The sequence below is a fragment of the Burkholderia semiarida genome, assembly GCF_029268935.1.
GTDB classification, from domain to species: Bacteria; Pseudomonadota; Gammaproteobacteria; order Burkholderiales; family Burkholderiaceae; genus Burkholderia; species Burkholderia semiarida.
In genome coordinates this window covers 2080966-2097902 of record NZ_JAHLCL010000008.1, presented here as the reverse complement: position 1 = coordinate 2097902, position 16937 = coordinate 2080966, and the positions used below count along the sequence as shown (strand labels likewise).

General features: G+C 61.8%; 10 protein-coding genes. All 10 read left to right on the top strand.

The window, feature by feature from the left end; genetic code table 11:
* Positions 1–10: 10 nt before the first annotated feature.
* The 10 genes from KPB06_RS32440 (at position 11) to KPB06_RS32395 (ending at position 16925) form a co-directional block, all read left to right on the top strand.
* Positions 11–796, top strand: coding sequence for an enoyl-CoA hydratase/isomerase family protein (locus tag KPB06_RS32440; protein WP_275905231.1), 786 nt, complete (start codon positions 11–13; stop codon positions 794–796).
* 36 nt (positions 797–832) lie between these two features.
* Entirely contained in the window at positions 833–2833 is a 2001-nt protein-coding gene (locus tag KPB06_RS32435) for an acetyl/propionyl/methylcrotonyl-CoA carboxylase subunit alpha (RefSeq protein ID WP_275905230.1), read from the top strand.
* 326 nt (positions 2834–3159) lie between these two features.
* Positions 3160–3363, top strand: coding sequence for a hypothetical protein (locus tag KPB06_RS32430; protein WP_124658445.1), 204 nt, complete (start codon positions 3160–3162; stop codon positions 3361–3363).
* Positions 3364–3405: 42 nt separating this feature from the next.
* Positions 3406–5520 carry a phosphocholine-specific phospholipase C gene (locus tag KPB06_RS32425; RefSeq protein WP_099317821.1) on the top strand — a complete coding sequence of 705 codons (2115 nt, stop codon included), beginning with the start codon at positions 3406–3408 and terminating at the stop codon, positions 5518–5520.
* Between the two features lie 816 nt (positions 5521–6336).
* Positions 6337–8691, top strand: a complete 2355-nt coding sequence (locus KPB06_RS32420) for a type VI secretion system Vgr family protein (RefSeq protein WP_275905229.1) — start codon at positions 6337–6339, stop codon at positions 8689–8691.
* Between the two features lie 76 nt (positions 8692–8767).
* The gene (locus tag KPB06_RS32415) at positions 8768–11137 is read left to right on the top strand and encodes a hypothetical protein (protein ID WP_316252118.1); all 2370 of its coding nucleotides are present in this window, start codon (positions 8768–8770) and stop codon (positions 11135–11137) included.
* Positions 11101–11766 (top strand): hypothetical protein, encoded by a 666-nt coding sequence (locus KPB06_RS32410; RefSeq protein ID WP_275905228.1) that lies wholly within the window; start codon positions 11101–11103, stop codon positions 11764–11766. Before KPB06_RS32415 ends, KPB06_RS32410 begins: the two co-directional genes overlap by 37 nt.
* A gap of 89 nt (positions 11767–11855) precedes the next feature.
* Positions 11856–12116, top strand: a complete 261-nt coding sequence (locus KPB06_RS32405; RefSeq protein WP_081059280.1) for a PAAR domain-containing protein — start codon at positions 11856–11858, stop codon at positions 12114–12116.
* The gene (locus KPB06_RS32400) at positions 12116–13414 is read left to right on the top strand and encodes a hypothetical protein (RefSeq protein ID WP_059575462.1); all 1299 of its coding nucleotides are present in this window, start codon (positions 12116–12118) and stop codon (positions 13412–13414) included. The genes KPB06_RS32405 and KPB06_RS32400 overlap by 1 nt, the downstream gene beginning before the upstream one ends.
* Positions 13362–16925, top strand: coding sequence for an ImcF-related family protein (locus tag KPB06_RS32395; protein WP_226094233.1), 3564 nt, complete (start codon positions 13362–13364; stop codon positions 16923–16925). Before KPB06_RS32400 ends, KPB06_RS32395 begins: the two co-directional genes overlap by 53 nt.
* Positions 16926–16937 lie beyond the last annotated feature (12 nt).

The window sequence follows — 16937 nt, the reverse complement described above, 5'->3', positions numbered from 1 at the left end:
AGGCAGACCGATGCGATACGAAACGATCAAGGTAAGCGAGGCCGGCCGCGTGGCGACCGTCACGCTCGCGCGTCCCGACGTGCGCAACGCGTTCAACGAGACGACGATCGCCGAGCTGACCACCGCGTTCGAATGGCTCGATGCGCACGAAGGCGTGCGCGCGATCGTGCTCGCCGCGGAAGGCGCCGCATTCTGCGCGGGCGCGGACCTGAACTGGATGAAGAAGATGGCCGGTTACTCGGACGACGAGAACCGCGCCGATGCGCGCAAGCTCGCGCGGATGCTCGAAGCGATTTATCGCTGCGGCAAGCCGGTGATCGCGCGCGTGCACGGCGACGCGTATGCGGGCGGCGTGGGCCTCGTCGCCGCGGCCGACATCGCGATCGCCGCCGGCGGCGTGAAGTTCTGCCTGTCGGAAGCGCGGCTCGGGCTGATTCCGGCGACGATCGCGCCGTACGTCGTGCGTGCGATGGGCGAGCGCGCGGCGCGCCGCTACTTCACGACGGCCGAAGTGTTCGACAGCGAGCGCGCGGCGTCGCTCGGCTTCATTCACGACGCGGTGCCGGCCGACGCGCTCGACGAAACGGTCGCGAAGCTGGCCGCGACGCTCGTCGCGAACGGCCCCGACGCGGTGAAGGCGTGCAAGCGGCTCGTCGCCGACGTGGCCGGCCGGCCGCTCGACGCGACGCTGATCGAGCAGACCGCCGACTGGATCGCGAAGACCCGCGCCGGCGCGGAAGCGCGCGAAGGGATCGCGTCCTTCCTCGACAAGCGTGCGCCGTCGTGGCGTGAATGATCGCGTGACCCCAACCTTCCGGACGACATCGAAGCCATGTTCGACAAGATTCTGATCGCCAACCGCGGCGAAATCGCGTGCCGCGTCGCCGCGACGTGCAAACGTCTCGGGATCGCGAGCGTCGCCGTCTATTCCGACGCGGATGCGAACGCGAAACACGTGGCCGCGTGCGACGAGGCCGTGCATATCGGCGGCTCGGCCGCGGCAGACAGCTACCTGCGCGTCGAGCGCATCATCGAAGCCGCGCGCGCGACCGGCGCGCAGGCGATTCACCCCGGCTACGGCTTTCTGTCGGAGAACGAAGATTTCGCGCACGCATGCGAAGCGGCCGGCATCGTGTTCATCGGGCCGCCGGTCGACGCGATCGCGGCGATGGGGTCGAAGGCCGCCGCGAAGGCACTGATGCACGCGGCCGCCGTGCCGCTCGTGCCCGGCTATCACGGCGACGACCAGGACGCGGCCAGCCTGCATCGCGAAGCCGACGCGATCGGCTATCCGGTGCTGCTGAAGGCGAGCGCGGGCGGCGGCGGCAAGGGGATGCGCGTGGTCGAGCGCTCCGACGATTTCCCTGCGGCGCTTGCGTCGTGCCAGCGCGAGGCCGCGAGCAGCTTCGGCAACGACCGCGTGCTGATCGAGAAATACCTGACGCGCCCGCGCCACGTCGAGGTGCAGGTGTTCGGCGACACGCTCGGCAATACCGTGTACCTGTTCGACCGCGATTGCTCGGTGCAGCGGCGCCACCAGAAGGTGCTCGAGGAGGCGCCGGCGCCGGGCCTGCATCCGGACGTGCGCCAGGCGATGGGCGAAGCGGCCGTCGCGGCCGCGCGCGCGGTCGGCTATGTCGGCGCCGGTACCGTCGAATTCATCATGACGGGCGAATCGTTCTACTTCATGGAAATGAATACGCGCCTGCAGGTCGAGCATCCGGTGACCGAGATGGTCACGGGGCTCGACCTCGTCGAATGGCAACTGCGCGTCGCGGCGGGCGAGCCGCTGCCGCTGAAGCAGGAAGAACTGCGCGTGAACGGCCATGCGCTCGAGGCGCGCCTGTACGCGGAGAATCCCGCGCGCGGCTTCCTGCCGTCGACGGGCACGCTGAAGCATCTGCGGTTGCCGGCCGGCGTCGAGTTCGCCATCGGCGCGGCGGTGCGCGTCGACAGCGGCGTGCGCGAAGGCGATGCGATCACGCCGTTCTACGATCCGATGATCGCGAAGCTGATCGTGCACGGCGCGGACCGCACGGAAGCGCTGGGCCTGATGCTGCGTGCGCTGCGTGCGTGCGAGGTGGTCGGCCTGCATACGAACGCCGCGTTCCTGCAGCGGATCGTCGCGTGCGCGCCGTTCGCGACGGCCGATCTCGACACGGGCCTGATCGAGCGCAACCACGATGCGCTGTTCGCACCGCAACAACCGCCGCGTGCGGCGCTCGCGCTGGCTTGCGCGGCGTTGCTCGCACGCGAACGCGATGCGGCCGCGCACGAGGGTGCGTCGCCATGGCGCGCGCTGTCGAACTGGCGGCTGAACGGCGGCTATCGCCGCACGCTCGAATGGCATGCGATCGATCGCGAAGCGGACGTGACGGTGACCTGCGAGGACGACGGCGCCGGCACGTGCATCGCGATCGGCGACGCGGCCGCGCAACCGTTCGCGTGGACGCGCGGCGCCACGCCGCTCGATTTCGACGTGACGCTCGGCGGCGTGCGCAGCAGCGGCCGCGTGTATGCGGACGGCGACACGTTCCACGTGTTCACGCAGGGCGCGGCCGAGACGTTCGAATGGCGCAACCTGCTCGCGCATGCGGGCGATGCGGAGCAGGGCGGCGGCCGCCTGACCGCGCCGATGCCCGGCAAGGTGATCGCGGTGCTCGTCGAGCCGGGCCAGAAGGTCGAAGCCGGCACGCCGCTGATCGTGATGGAAGCGATGAAGATGGAACACACGATCGGCGCGCCGAGCGCAGGCGTCGTCGCGGAAGTGCTGTACGGCGTCGGCGACCAGGTCGCCGACGGCGCGCAGTTGCTGACGATGACGGAAGGCTGAACCGGCCTTGCTCTTGTGCGCGGGCCGGTTGCCGTCGCGGCCGGCCCGCAAAAAATGCGTTGCGGTTCGCCGTACGCCCGTCGTCTGGACTGCGCGGCTTCGATAGCGCCGACACATGAAGCAGGACGCGTGATTCGCGCCAGTCTTTCGAACGCCTTACGACCTTCGCTGCTCCTCCCACACCATCGGGTGCCGTCCGCTGCGCGCACGTCGATCTTCCCTCCACTCGACACCATCGTGTAACAAGTCGAACATAGCATCTCGGCGTCGATATGACCGGCGCGGGTTCGCGCCGCGTCACGTCATCATCCCCACGGAGAACCGTTATGCGAACGTCGGCCCTACGGCCTTTGGCGGCCGCCGGTCTGGTCGCGCTGACCGCCGCCCTCGGCGCCTGCAACGACGACCTGACCGCACCCGCCGCGCCCGTCGCGCAGCAGAAGGCCGCGTGCGGCGGCGCCGTGGTCGCCACCGTGCAGATGCGGTGCCCGCCGGGTTTCACCGCGCCTGCTTCGTCGCCTGCTTCCTGATACCGGCCGTTTCCACCAGAAATCCCATCAAGAGCAATCAGCATGGCCACTCATTCACGACGCGACTTTCTGAAGTTCTCGGCCGGCCTCGCCGGCGCGACCGCCGCCACCGCACTGCTGCCGGAATCGATCCGCAAGGCGCTGGCGATCGAGCCGAACACCGTGACGGGCACGATCCAGGATGTGCAGCACATCGTCGTGTTCATGCAGGAGAACCGCTCGTTCGACCACTACCTCGGTCACCTGAGCGGCGTGCGCGGCTACAACGACCGCTTCCCGGTCACGCTGCCGAACGGCAAGCCGGTGTGGTTCCAGCCGCGTCAGGAAGACAAGTCGAGCGTGATCGCGCCGTTTCGCTACGACACGACCAACCCGGGCGTCAACGCGCAATGTATCGGCGGCCTCCCGCATACGTGGGCGACGACGCACGGTGCGATCGACAACGGCCGCGCGGACCAGTGGGCCGTGCAGAAGTCGAACATGACGATGGGCTATCACGTTCGCGACGACATCCCGTTCCATTACGCGCTCGCGGATGCGTTCACGGTGTGCGACAACTACTTCTGCTCGATTCCCGGCAACACGCACCCGAACCGCATGTACCTGATGACGGGCATGGTCGATCCGCTCGGCACGGGCGGCGGCCCGCTGCTCGACAACACCGACTATATCGACAATCAGTTCGACAAGGTTCAGCTCCCGCCCTTCAACTGGACGACCTACCCGGAACGGCTCGAAAAAGCCGGCATCTCGTGGCAGATCTACCAGCAGGGCACCGGGTTCGACAATTTCACCGGCAACTACGGCACGAACATGCTCGCGTGCTTCAGCAACTTCGTGAACGCGCCGGCCGGTTCGTCGCTGCAGACGCGCGGGATGAGCACGCGTCCGATCACGCAACTGAAGGCCGACGTGCAGGCGAATGCGCTGCCGCAGGTGTCGTGGCTGCTGCCGCCCGCCGCGTATTCCGAGCATCCGAAGTTCACGCCGCTGTACGGCGCGTACTATCTGTCGACGATCCTCGATGCGCTGACGTCCAACCCGGACGTGTGGAGCAAGACGGTCCTGCTCGTCATGTACGACGAGAACGACGGCTTCTTCGATCATGTCGTGCCGCCGTCTGCGCCGACGCTGCCGGGCTCGGGCATGAGCACGGTGGACGTGTCGCTCGAGCGGCACGACGTCGTGACCGCCACGCAAGCCGGCACCTATACGGCCGACAACCTGCCGTACGGCCTCGGCCCGCGCGTGCCGATGTTCGTCGTGTCGCCGTGGTCGAAGGGCGGCTTCGTCTGCTCGCAGGTGTTCGATCACACGTCGGTGCTGCAATTCATCGAGAAGCGCTTCGGCGTGATGGAAACGAACATCTCGCCGTGGCGCCGCGCGATCTGCGGCGACCTGACGTCGGCGCTCGACTTCTCGAAATCGGATGCGACGGTGCCGGCCCTGCCGAACACGCAGGCGTATGTCGCGCAGGCGGATCTGCAATGCTCGCGCGCGTCGTCGCAGACCGCGCCGGCCAGCACCGCGCAGCAGGTCGTGACCGCGCAGGAACCGGGCACGCGGCCGGCGCGCGCGCTGCCGTACGAATTGCATGTCACCGGCCAGTTGCAGCCGCAAGGCTACGCGCTGACGTTCGCGAATACCGGCACGCAGGGCGCGCACTTCTGGGTCTACACGGGCGACCTGTCCGCGATGCCGCGCCGCTATACGGTCGAAGCGGGCAAGCAGCTGACCGATACGTGGGCGCTCGATGCGAACGGCAACTACCTGGTGAGCGTGTGGGGGCCGAACGGCTATTTCCGGCGTTTCGCGGGTTCGGCTGCCGCGGATGCCGCTGCCAAGCCTGAAATCACGCCGTGCTATGACACCGCGAACGGCGACGTTTACGTGACGATCGCCAATGCGGGCGCCAGCCCGCTCACGGTCACGGCGACCGATGTCGCGTACGGCGGCGCGGCGCGCACGCTGACGATTCCGGCCGGGCAGCGCGTCGAAGCGCACTGGGACCTGTCGTGCAGCAGCCACTGGTACGATCTGCAGTTCGCGGTGGCGGGCAATGCCGGCTGGGTGCGCCGCATCGCGGGGCACGTCGAGACCGGTAAGCCGAGCATCACCGACCCGGCCGCCGTGGCGCCGACGATCGCGGCGATCTGACGGTAACCGACGCGCGCCGGCTGGTTGAATCCACCCGGCGCGGGAGTTTGCGGTTCCGATTCCGAAGCGGCGGCTTCAGTGCGGCGGTTCGCCGTCGTGCGCCATCGTCCGCGCGCGTGGCGGGCCACATCCGTTGGTCATGCTCGATGTAGCGGTCCGCACGGCGAAACAGCCTGGGCGTGTCGAGGCTGACGAGATCGGCCACGCCTTCGCCGTGCAACCGCCCGTCGCGCTCCATCGCGCGCATGAATGCAGCGGGTTGCCATCGCTGGCATAGACGCTCGACCTGTCCTGCCGTGCGGCGATCGTGGTCATCATGTCGCGCGGCATCGCATCGTTACGTTCGGTGCGCCAGAACGCGATCACGCCCGAGTTGAACGCCCGCCGGCCGATATCTTGCGCGAGCAGCCAGTCAGATCCTTCGAGCAGCCGCTCGACGACATACCGGCAGAGCGATTAGGGGCGACGGATTGTACGAACCGGTGCTGCGTGATGTGTGACGTGTTGCTTTGCAGCAGGTACCAGCCACCAACTTTCGGTGTTCGTTAATTTTCCAGTAATTCCATTGAAATAAAAATCATCGCATGGATTTCTCTCGGAATATTCTGATATTGCATTCTTGACGAAAATTTGTGAGATTTTAACGATTCGCAAACCTAATTTTCTTGTCGTTGATTTGATTTTCAAATTTCGTATTTGTCTCATGGATTTCATTATGAAAATTTGCTTAACTCGGGAAAATTCGACGGCATCGTATCCCTGAGGTTGTAGCAAATGGGGCGTGCCGATGTATGTAACCCGTCATGCAACGGTGCCATGCGAACCATTCAGGACGTGCTCCAACACCCGAGCGCGATCGTTACCCAGTCTCTTCATCTCGAGATCGCGACGCTTGCTTCCGCGCTCTCCGTGTTCGAATTCACGCTCACCGAGGCGATGAACACGCCGTTTCTGGCCGACATCACGGTCACGTCTCCAGACAAGCATATCGACGGCGCGGCCACCGTCGGGCGGCCGGCGATCTTCACGATCGACGAGCATGCATCGGTGCCGTCCCTGCCGGGATTGATCGACCCCGTGCGCCACACCGCTCGCACAGTGCACGGCGTCGTCACGCAGTGGACGCGAATCAAGACCACGGGTGACGAGGCAACCTATCAGCTTCATTTGAAGCCGCGGTTCGCGCTGCTCGAATCGGTGCACGACTCGGCCGTGTTTCTCGACCGATCCTTGCGCGAGTTGCTCACCGACGTGATCGTCGATCGCAGTCTGTTCCAGTCCTTCGACGTCGAGTTCGAGCTGGAAGGGCTTGACGGGAAGTTCGAACAAACCGTGATGTACGAAGAGACGGTCGCGAACTTTATCGATCGGCATTGCCGCCGCGCGGGCGTCTACTACTACTTCAAACAGGCGAAGAAAGAGGACGGCCCCCAACGCGACACGTTGGTGTTCGGCAATACGGCGCGAGGCTATGTGCGGGCGCTCGAAGTGCCGTTGCTGCCGCACTCCGGCCTGACGAGTTGGCACGAGGCGATTCTGACGTTGGAAGCCACGCGCGCGCTGGTGCCGCAGACGGTACGCGAATGGGACCACAACTATCGCATCCCCGACGATCCGCTGCAGGTCGAATCGGTCGTGGCCGCCGACGATCGATCGGTCTATGGGAGCGTGAACCGCGGCATCGAGCATTTCCATTCGATCGAAGAGGGGCAGGCGCTGGCCGATGCACGGCGTGACGAACTGCGCACGCGGCAGATGCGGCTCGCGGGCACGAGTAACGTGATCGGTATGGCGCCTGGCATGGTGGTGCGGATAACTAATGACGTAGTGCCCGAGGCGCCGCACGGGATCGTGATCACGAAGCTCGTTACGACCGGTAGCCGCAGCCAGTCGGTGATCAATACCTTCGAAGCAATCCCGGCACATCAGACCTATCGGCCCGAATACGTTCCTGAAAGGCATTGGCGATGGATCACCGGGATGCTGATCGGTGTGGTCGAGTCCGGCGATGACGGACCGTACGCATGGATGGACGAATATGGCCGCTATCGCGTCAGGCTCCTGTTCACCCGGCACAGCGGCAAGCGTGGCACGAACAGCATGCCGTTGCGCCTGCTGCGCGCGTCCGCGGCGTACCAGGGTGGCTTGCACATCCCCTTATTGCCAAGAACGGAGGTGCGCATTGTCCCGACGCAAGGCAATTGCGATCGGTTGCTGATTGCCGGGGCGGTTCATGACTACGCCCGGCGGGATCTGGTGCATGGCAAGGAGGGCTGGTATAGCCGTGCCGTGTTCCGTTCACCGTTGCTTGGCAACAAGCTGCGCTTCGAAGACCTGAAAGATCACGAGGGTGTTCGGTTGGCGACGGTGTTCGGGAAGTCGTCGCTCAACATGGGCTATCTGGTCGACACGGAGAAGCACAAGCGCGGCGAGGGCTTCGAACTGACCACGCAGCACTGGGGCGCGGTGCGCGCGCCGAAGGGGTTGTTTTTGTCGGCGGACGCGGCAGCCGGCTCCGAGACGCCGCATCTCGATATGCCTGCCGCGATTGCGCAGCTGAAGGCAGCATTGCAGCGCGTAACGGACCTTGCGGCAGCGACGACGCAGGCCAAGGCCGACCCTGCTGACCGTGCGGCGCAGGCGGCGCTGCTCGACGGCCTGAATCAGCTTCGCGACGCGGGGCTGCTTGCGAGTGCACCTGGCGGCATGGCGTTCGTGACAGCGAAATCGACGCAGCACTCGGCGGGCGAGAACGTAATCGTCACCGCAGGCCGGGATATGGACGTGAGCATCGTCAAGCGACTGCGCATGGTGGCGGGGGACCTGATCTCGCTGTGCGCGCACAAGTTTGGACTGAATTTTGTCGCGGCGAAGGGCAAGGTCATGATGGCGGCGCTTACGGACGGGATGGATTTGTTCGCGAAACAGCAGATGCGCGTCGCGAGCCAAAGTGCGGACGTCCAGGTGTCGGCCAAGTCGAAGATCACGCTCAACAGCGGTGGTGCTTCGCTCGTAATCGAAAATGGCAACATGACATTTCACTGTCCCGGCGCCTTCACGATAAAGGCGGCGTCATTTTCGTTTCAGGGGCCGGACAACGTCACAACACCATTGCCATCGCTACCGCAGACGAGCCTGAAGATTTCTGACCGGTACTCGTCGTCCCACTGAAGCCATGATCATCAGCCCTCCCTTCCTGCCCATATCGGGCACGACGTCTACTGATGCGTCGAAGACGGACCCTATGATGGATGTCGTCGATCAGTTCGAGATTGGTCATCATGGAGTCTATCCCGTTGCTTTCGACCGGCGCTTTCACTGCGGCATTCATCTGGATCCGGGCGAGCAGCACGAACCGGTGCGCGCAATTGCCGATGGCGATGTGGTCGCGTATCGCGTTTGCAAAAGCGCTTTGTCTGATGGCGCGAAAGATCCGACTGGACAACCGTTGCTGAACTCGAATGCTGGATTTGTCTTGCTCAGACATAAGACCGATACAGGACATGGGCGAGCGATTACATTTTACTCACTATATATGCATTTGCTGGACATGACGGAACAGGAGCGGCTTGCTCCTCAGCCGACCAATCCGCCAGCAGAGGGATCGATGAATGCCCTGCCTGAATGGTTGCTCGATACGGCAGGCGGCAAAGACGGGATCGTTCAGTTGGGCGGCACAAAGAAGGTGTACCGCAAGGACATGCTCGGTTATGTCGGTCAGCACCAGGGAGTGCGGCATCTGCATTTTGAAGTTTTCATGTCGGACACCGACTTTACAGCCTGGTTTGATCAGGACGGCCACAAGGTTCAACTGGGTGAGAGGAATCCTGTTCAGCCTGCGTCGAGTGACTACTGGGGGCATTCCTATTTTGTCATTAAGGGACCACATGATTTTATCGCGCAGCCCGCGGGTATGGCGGACGACTGGTTTCCGCGTCTGCCAGGCGGTTCAATTGGTGAACAAGACATCCTTTATGTGGAAGCATGGTTCAACAAGGGGCGGCGCTACACATGCGCGTGGATCGACCGTGGTAGCAGCGGCAACGTTATTCTGCTTACAAAGGTTCCGGTTGCTGACCCGTACGACGGAGAAACAGGGCAGTATGAGTACGACCTGTATGATCGAGCGGTAGCACTTTATTCAGAGTGTCCCAGCGATGGCTATGAAATGCTGCGCTTTGGGCGAATTCTTTCACGTACGGTGGTGACGGGGGAGGCCCCTGCTACTTGGGTAGCGGTGCCAATCGACGAGAACGGGACGCAAGGATATGTCAACATCGCTGCCGACAAGATCATCAAATTGTCGGATGCCGACTTTCCGTTCTTCAAGGGTTGGCAAAAAGTTGACGAAAGCAATACGCCGTTTAATCGGGATGGGTTATGCGGATACGATGAGCTTTGTCGTCTGACCGGCGTTACTGATCCACAGGCAACGTTCGGAATGATCCAGCCGCTCGAATACGACGGTAACAACAACGATAGTGCCAATCAGCTGCTCGCTGGCTATGTGCGGAATGCAGAGGGTGTGCGCACAAAGCTCAGGGGGCTGGTGTTCAACGCGCGCAGCGAGTGGGATCCGTCGGACAACGACGATCGCTATCGAGGTCTGAATGAACCAGATGGATTCTTTGGCAAGCAGAAAGATACCAACCCGGATGGCTATGCCTTGTTTATTGAATTTCTCGGAAAATTCCAGTTTCTTGACAGGTTGCCATCCGAGGAATCGCTAGCAAAAGAGAAGCTCTGGTATTTTCATCCGCTCGAATTTATTCGGCATTTCAGGAAATGCGGATGGCTTGGTAAGAGGGAGATGCTCCAGCTTATACCGGATCATGTTATTAGAAAGCCAGGCTCACATAACTCCCCATCTCAAGGAGTATGGGAGTCACCGAATCCAGATCACGCTTCGTCTTTGCTTGATAGGTTTGGGTTGGGTTTGAACGATTCGATGAGGAAGTTCAAGCTTGACACCCCTATTCGACAGGCGTGTTTTATAGCAAATGCCACACAAGAAACAGGGTGGTTCCGCTATCTTGCGGAAGGGAATCGCAATGATAGTGCAACAGACCTGCACAACGGTTGGTTTGGTCGGGGTTTTTTGCAGTTGACAAATCCTAACGGAAATATGGGCGGCGGAAATAATAACTACTATAAATATTTTAAATTTATTGGTCGACACCCGACTCTGCCGCCGGGGGCGCAGGAGTTGCAGTGGCGAAATGAGGTTGCAAGAGATGCTTATCATGCGAGTCATAGTGCAGGTGCTTATTGGGTTTGGTCTGGGAAATCGATGCCTACGGTGAACAATCCGTCTCGACCGCGGGTGGATAGTGCAAATAAATATGCAGATGAGATGGGTGTGAACGAAAGAAGGGTAATTCGAACAAACGCCGGAATTAAGGTGTGGTATTACAACCAATCCTTTGCGAATTGTGCTGCAGCAGTGAACTATCCGGGTGCTACGGGCAAAAACCCACCAAACATGAATGGTCTGGTAGATCGATCGACGTCGCTGACTAATGCGTTAATGGTTTTGACCGATATTGCGATTTTCAAGGGGGCAAATCAGGAAGATCTAACGTGGCCGGAAAACTTCACAAGACGGAAGTTGCCGTGAGAAATATTTTTTGGATGTTGTTGGCTTTTTTGGGGCTCGGTGGGGCCGCGAATAGTGAGTCGGTTTCTACTGGTCATGTCAATTATCGGGATAATGTATCTCTGCTGAAAAATCGGTGCGGATATGTTCTCGGCGAGAGTATATCGTCAAAGGTAGTCGATTCTTCGGTGGGTGTAAATAATGAAATCATATCATTTGATTTTTATCTTGTGATGGCGCTGGATAAGAGGGCTATACGCGGGAAGCTGTCGTTTAGTTGTTTTATGGCTGAATCGGGTGTGTCGGGTTCAAGTGTTGTGAATAACACCACCGCGGTCGACGAAATTGCTTTGGAAGATTCTGGGGGGCGATATGTGCGTAATATCGTGTGGCAAAGGAAATATGAAGGAAGGGGATGGGATGGAACCATTGCCTACGTTGATTCGATATATGGCGATCGAGAGAGATTGACTGTTCCTGATTATTTCTTAATATGCCCTGACGCAATACATTACCCATGTTTCTCGTTTGAAATTGTGGGACAGAGGCTTGACAAGAAGGAAATCGATCGAATTCCGGTGGCGCTTGGCGGAATTGAAGTTGTTGCATTGCGATCGACGGCTCCTGAAAGAGACGACGGGGATCGATAGATTGTCATCCGCGATTAATTTGTCCCTGAGCTTCGGTACGCGGTGTGCTGGAAACTCCAAAAATCCCTATTCAACTAGATAGCCAGTATATGCAATCTCCTATTCGCAAAGGTGACAAGCTCGAACATGGCGGTGAAGTTACCAGCGGCTCGCCGTGGACGACGTTCATGGACAGGCCGCTTGCACGTAAAGGCGACGATGCGACCTGCGACCTGCATGGTCCGACCGTCATCGACGAGGGCGCGGACAAGTATCCCGATCGCGATGAGAAGTTGTTCGCGCTGGACGGCCATCGCTGCACGTGCGGTTGTCGATTGATTTCGTCGCTACCGAACGTCCACTTCGAGTAGTGCCGGTCGATCTCTCTCCCGCCGGACGCCCCAGCGCGTATCCGGCCAGGATGCGTTTCAGGCCGTGGGCATTAACTTGGTTCGTGTGTAATGTGTTCGGCCCGGTGGTCATTTTGCTGGCGTGGCCGAAAAGCGAGCCCGCGAGCGGCCTTAGGTTTTGGGGCTTGATTAGTGGGGTACCCAACGGACTGTTTCTGGTCCTGCTCGGCTTTGGCCGCGCAGGCTACGAGGGGCTATGGTATCGCGCATACTGGCGCAACCATCATCGTGACCGCTGGCTTGCGAAAAAGATCGGGTTTGCGCAGCGACCGCTTTATGTACTCGACGCAGGCTATTGCCTGCCACTTGGTGGGACATCTCTGTCCGATGTTCTGATAGGGAAACGCTCCATCATGAAGGTGCAAGCCCCGCGGCACGGTTCAGGAAAGGTTTTGTGCAATCGCTTTGAGGACAACGACCCGCTACTGGACGCCCCGTCCAATGATCCGCCGCTGGACGCTTCCTCCATGGCGGATGAAGAGGAAAGTCCAACTGCTGCCGTACCGAAGAAGGCCGATCCGGTGGTGCAGATGATTCGCGTTGCGCTTGAGCCTCTCGCTGAAAGCATTCAGGCACTGACTCGATACGAAAGGGCATATTGGCCTCAAGTGCGCGTATTGGCCGAGTCGGACATCGCGGACGTGCGTTTGACCCAGGTTCGTGCCGCGATGCATCTGGTGGCGTTTCCGCCCTTGGAAGTCCAGGCCGTTCCGGCTGCCGACGCGTTGCTTGTGGCCGATGTATGGCTCGACGCGCATGAATCCCGTCCGCTCCTCGTCATCGCTACGACGTGGTACGACGATGACATCGACGAGAGCCTTGCCGAGGGATGTGTGGCCGCGTTGCTTGATGCCGGCTATTTCGGGCTTCCGCAGGAGGTCCGTAGAAAGGCTGCGCTACATAGGCCCGTTGCGGGTGATTCCGCCGAACCGGAATATGGTTTCGCGAATTCCGCGATCTGGGGCAAAGCCGACGCCGCCTCGGTGACGCGCGCGTGGATAACGCGGCCGGTTGAAAACTGTGACCGCGCGTTGAACGCCGCCGGGTTTGTGGTTGCAGCGAAAGACGCTGCGCAGAGTCGGTTGGATCGTATTGTTGGCGACATGCGGGCAGCGAACGGTCTGCTGGCGATCGCCGCGGCGATCGAGTCCGGTGCCAGTGACGGACCGCAACTCGTCGTCGATGGCTCGCAGTCGGCCATCCTCTATGTTTTACCTCGAGATCAAACGGCTTCTCCGCATGTCGATATCCAAAAATAATCTACAAAACACGCAGCCTAGAGCGGCCTTAACCGACGACGCTCAGAGCCGGGTCGCAGTCTGGGGGCTGCCTCTTGCCGTCTTGGTTATTGCCGTTTCAGCGCTCGTGCTGGTTTGGTTCCATGGCGAGCGCCTCGGCGTCCCCGATGGCACGCCTCGTACACTGGCATTGATCGGTATTCCGGTATTGCTGGTTGTCATCGTGATCATTCATCTGATGGCGATATCGACTTGCGCATATGCGGGCGCAGCCAAACTGTTTCGTCTGCAAACCGGTGAGAAGGAAGCTGCTTCAACGACGGGACGGCAGTTCAAACGCGATGCGCGTCTGCAACGTCTGGTCGAGGAACTACGGGTATCGCAGGGCCGGCGCTGGCGATACCGATCACCGTGGCTGATGGTGAGCGGCGCTGACACGCTGGTCGATCAGGTCGCGCCGGGCCTGAAGTGCGCGGGTGCGATGCCCGTCGGCGACGTGATCCTCGTGCACGCGGCGCCGGACGACATCGACGCGGGCGTGTGGCGTCGGCAGATCCGTAAGCTGCGGAGCAGACGGCCTGTCGACGGCGTCGTGCAGGTCACGCATGCGGACGAGCGCGTTAGCGAACTGCCGCGCGCACTCGCCACGCTTGCCGCGGACATCGGCTGGGCCGCGCCTGTCACGTTCCTGCATCCAGTGCCCGCGGCGAACGGCCGCCCGGAAGCATTCGATGCGATCGGCGCATTTCCGGAGCCGGTGGTCGGTGCTAGTCGGCTTCTCGTCTTACGCGATCAACTCGCTGCGATCGAGCGTAGTACGGCGGACACGGGCGTTCGGCTTTGTGCGGCATCGACACGCATCACATATTTAGCCGAAATCTCGCAATACATCGAAAAGCAGCACGAGCAAATCGTCGCCGGCTGGCAGGCGCTCGTTGATTCGCACTGGGCGCGCGCGCCGCTGACGGGCGTCATGTTCGCTCCCGTATTCGCGACGACAGCCACCATGCCGACGCCGGTGCCGATTGCTGCGGGCGCGAGCGCAACGGCGCCGACCCTCCCGACCGATTTCCCGCCGCAACCGGCCGCACTGCTACCCGCGTGGCGCGCAATCGCCAGTCGGCGACGCATTGGCCAGCGGGTGGGCTTCTACTGGCCGGATGCGCTGGCGATAGGCGTGACAGTTGCGGCGATAGCGTGGTGCGCATGGATGACCATATCGTTCGTCGGCAACCGGCAACTCATGCGCGAAGCGGAAGCGGCGGCTCGCGCAGCGGTCGATGCACGGCCGCAAACCGCTATCGCCTTGCGCGCGCAGCTTGCGCTGCAACAGTTGATCGAAAAGCTCGAATACCGGCAACGGCATGGCGCACCGTGGTATCTGCGCGCGGGTCTGTCGCACAATGCCGATGTTCTCGGCAGTCTGTGGCAACCGTACCGAATCGCCGCGACTCGCAACTTGCAGGCGCCTGTTGTGAAAACGATCGGCGAGCTGTTGGTGGCAGCCGATCGGATGCGCGCCGACAGCCTTCAATCACAGGACGCACGCAGCAGTACCTACAATGCGCTCAAGGCTTATCTGATGCTCGGTGATCCATCTCGCGCCGAATCTGCATTTCTGAAGCATCAACTCACAGCTCTGTGGAAGAGGCCGCCGGAAATGCCTTCGGGCGAGCGTGACGATATCGGCCGACGGCTCGCAGCGTTTTACGCCGATCATCTGAAAGCGCATCCGGAATGGCGAATTGCGACGGACGATCGCGTCGTGACAGCGACTCGCAACATGCTGGTGACGCAGATGGGACTCGCGTCAGCCGACGACACGGTCTACCGGCGCATTATTGACGACGTCGAGAACAAGTACGCCGACGCGTCGCTCGAGACGCTGCTGAATGGCGCCGATGCACGTGGGATGTTCACCGCGTCGCAGACGGTGCCGGGGATTTATACGCGCGCAGCGTGGGACGGCATGATCGCCGCGGCAATCGACAAGGCCGCCGGGGAGTACCAAAGCAGTGGCGACTGGGTGTTGGCGAGCACGCAGCCGTCTCGGACGACGGGGCACACGCGCGCGGCCGACATGATCCGGTCTAAAGCGCCCGCCGAGGAACTGAAGCAGCGGCTGACGGCGCGTTATTTTGACGAGTACACGGTTGCGTGGCAGCGCATGCTCAACAGTATGCAATGGCAGCCGGCATCCAATCTCGGCGGTGCGGTGGCACAGCTTTCGCGGCTCGCGGATGCACAGACCTCGCCGTTGATCGCGCTGATGAAATCCGTGCAATATCAGGCCCAGGCGGGCCGCCCGTCGCAGGCGCTGGTTGACACGCTGATGCGCAAGGCGCAAGACCTGATCGGCACGGACGAGCAGGCAGGGGCGGCCGTCGTCAGCCCGCTCGACAAGCCGTTCGGTCCGCTGCTCATGCTGATGAGCGACACGGGCGCGTCGCCGGCCGCTGCAAACGCGAAGAGCGCTCTGCCGGCCGGTATCGCGCTGACCGGTGTGAGCCTGTCGCGCTACCTGACGGCAGTCACGACGATGCGGCTGAAGTTGCAGCAGATTTCCGGCAGTCCGGATGCGCAGGCGATGGCGCGTTCGCTCGCGCAGGCGGTGTTCCAGGGGAAGTTGTCGGAGCTGTCCCAAGCACGCGATGACGCGGCGCTGACGGCCGCAAGTCTGGGCGCGGCATGGGCGGGTTTTGGCGATGCGGTGTTTGCGCAGCCGCTCGAGGCCGCATGGCAGACGATTCTGCAGCCGGCCGCAGCGAGCCTGAACGACGCATGGCGAGCCAGCGTTGCCGCGCCCTTCAACGCGGCGATGAGCGGCCGCTATCCGTTCTTCGATACGCAGGCCGATGCATCCTTCGCTGAGCTTGGCCGCTATGTTCGGCCCGACACCGGATTGATTTCGCGTTTCGTCACTACACAACTGGCCGGCGTGATGAAGCTGGAGGGCGATCACTGGGCGCCGAACGAGTTTGCGCCGCAGGCGCTGCAGTTCGACCCGAAATTCCTGAGCGCCGTCCGGCAGCTGTCGACGGTGGGCGCGCAGCTCTACTTGCAGGGCGACGCGGGACAGAAATTCGAAATGATGGCCCTGCCGACGCCAGAGGTAACACGCTCGGAACTGTCGATCGACGGCAAGCAGATCGTCTATTTCAATCAGCAGGAACGCTGGACGCCGCTGGCGTGGCCAGGCAATGGCCTGAACGGACACGCGGGGCTCACGTGGCAGACGCTCGACGCGGGCCTGCGGCAGGCGTTTGATTCGACCGGCGATTGGGCGTTCCTGCGTCTGCTGAGCAAGGCGGACGTCAAGCAGCTTGATAGCACGCGCTATCGGCTCACGTGGAACACCGGGAGCAGCGAGCCGCTTTCGTATGTGCTGCGCACACAGGTCGGCGCCGGGCCGATTGGCCTGCTGAAACTGCGCGGATTCCGAATGCCCGATCGCATTTTCATCGTCGGCAACGCCGGTGTCGTGTCTACCATGCCGCTCCTGCCGCCGCTGCCACAGGATCTCCAGCCATGAGTGAAGGCAAAA

Excerpts from the sequence above, each read along its gene's own strand:
- KPB06_RS32440 (WP_275905231.1), top strand. The coding sequence starts at position 11 with ATGCGATACGAAACGATCAAGGTAAGCGAGGCCGGCCGCGTGGCGACC.
- KPB06_RS32435 (WP_275905230.1), top strand. The coding sequence starts at position 833 with ATGTTCGACAAGATTCTGATCGCCAACCGCGGCGAAATCGCGTGCCGC.
- KPB06_RS32430 (WP_124658445.1), top strand. The coding sequence starts at position 3,160 with ATGCGAACGTCGGCCCTACGGCCTTTGGCGGCCGCCGGTCTGGTCGCG.
- KPB06_RS32425 (WP_099317821.1), top strand. The coding sequence starts at position 3,406 with ATGGCCACTCATTCACGACGCGACTTTCTGAAGTTCTCGGCCGGCCTC.
- KPB06_RS32420 (WP_275905229.1), top strand. The coding sequence starts at position 6,337 with ATGCGAACCATTCAGGACGTGCTCCAACACCCGAGCGCGATCGTTACC.
- KPB06_RS32415 (WP_316252118.1), top strand. The coding sequence starts at position 8,768 with ATGGATGTCGTCGATCAGTTCGAGATTGGTCATCATGGAGTCTATCCC.
- KPB06_RS32405 (WP_081059280.1), top strand. The coding sequence starts at position 11,856 with ATGCAATCTCCTATTCGCAAAGGTGACAAGCTCGAACATGGCGGTGAA.
- KPB06_RS32395 (WP_226094233.1), top strand. The coding sequence starts at position 13,362 with ATGTTTTACCTCGAGATCAAACGGCTTCTCCGCATGTCGATATCCAAA.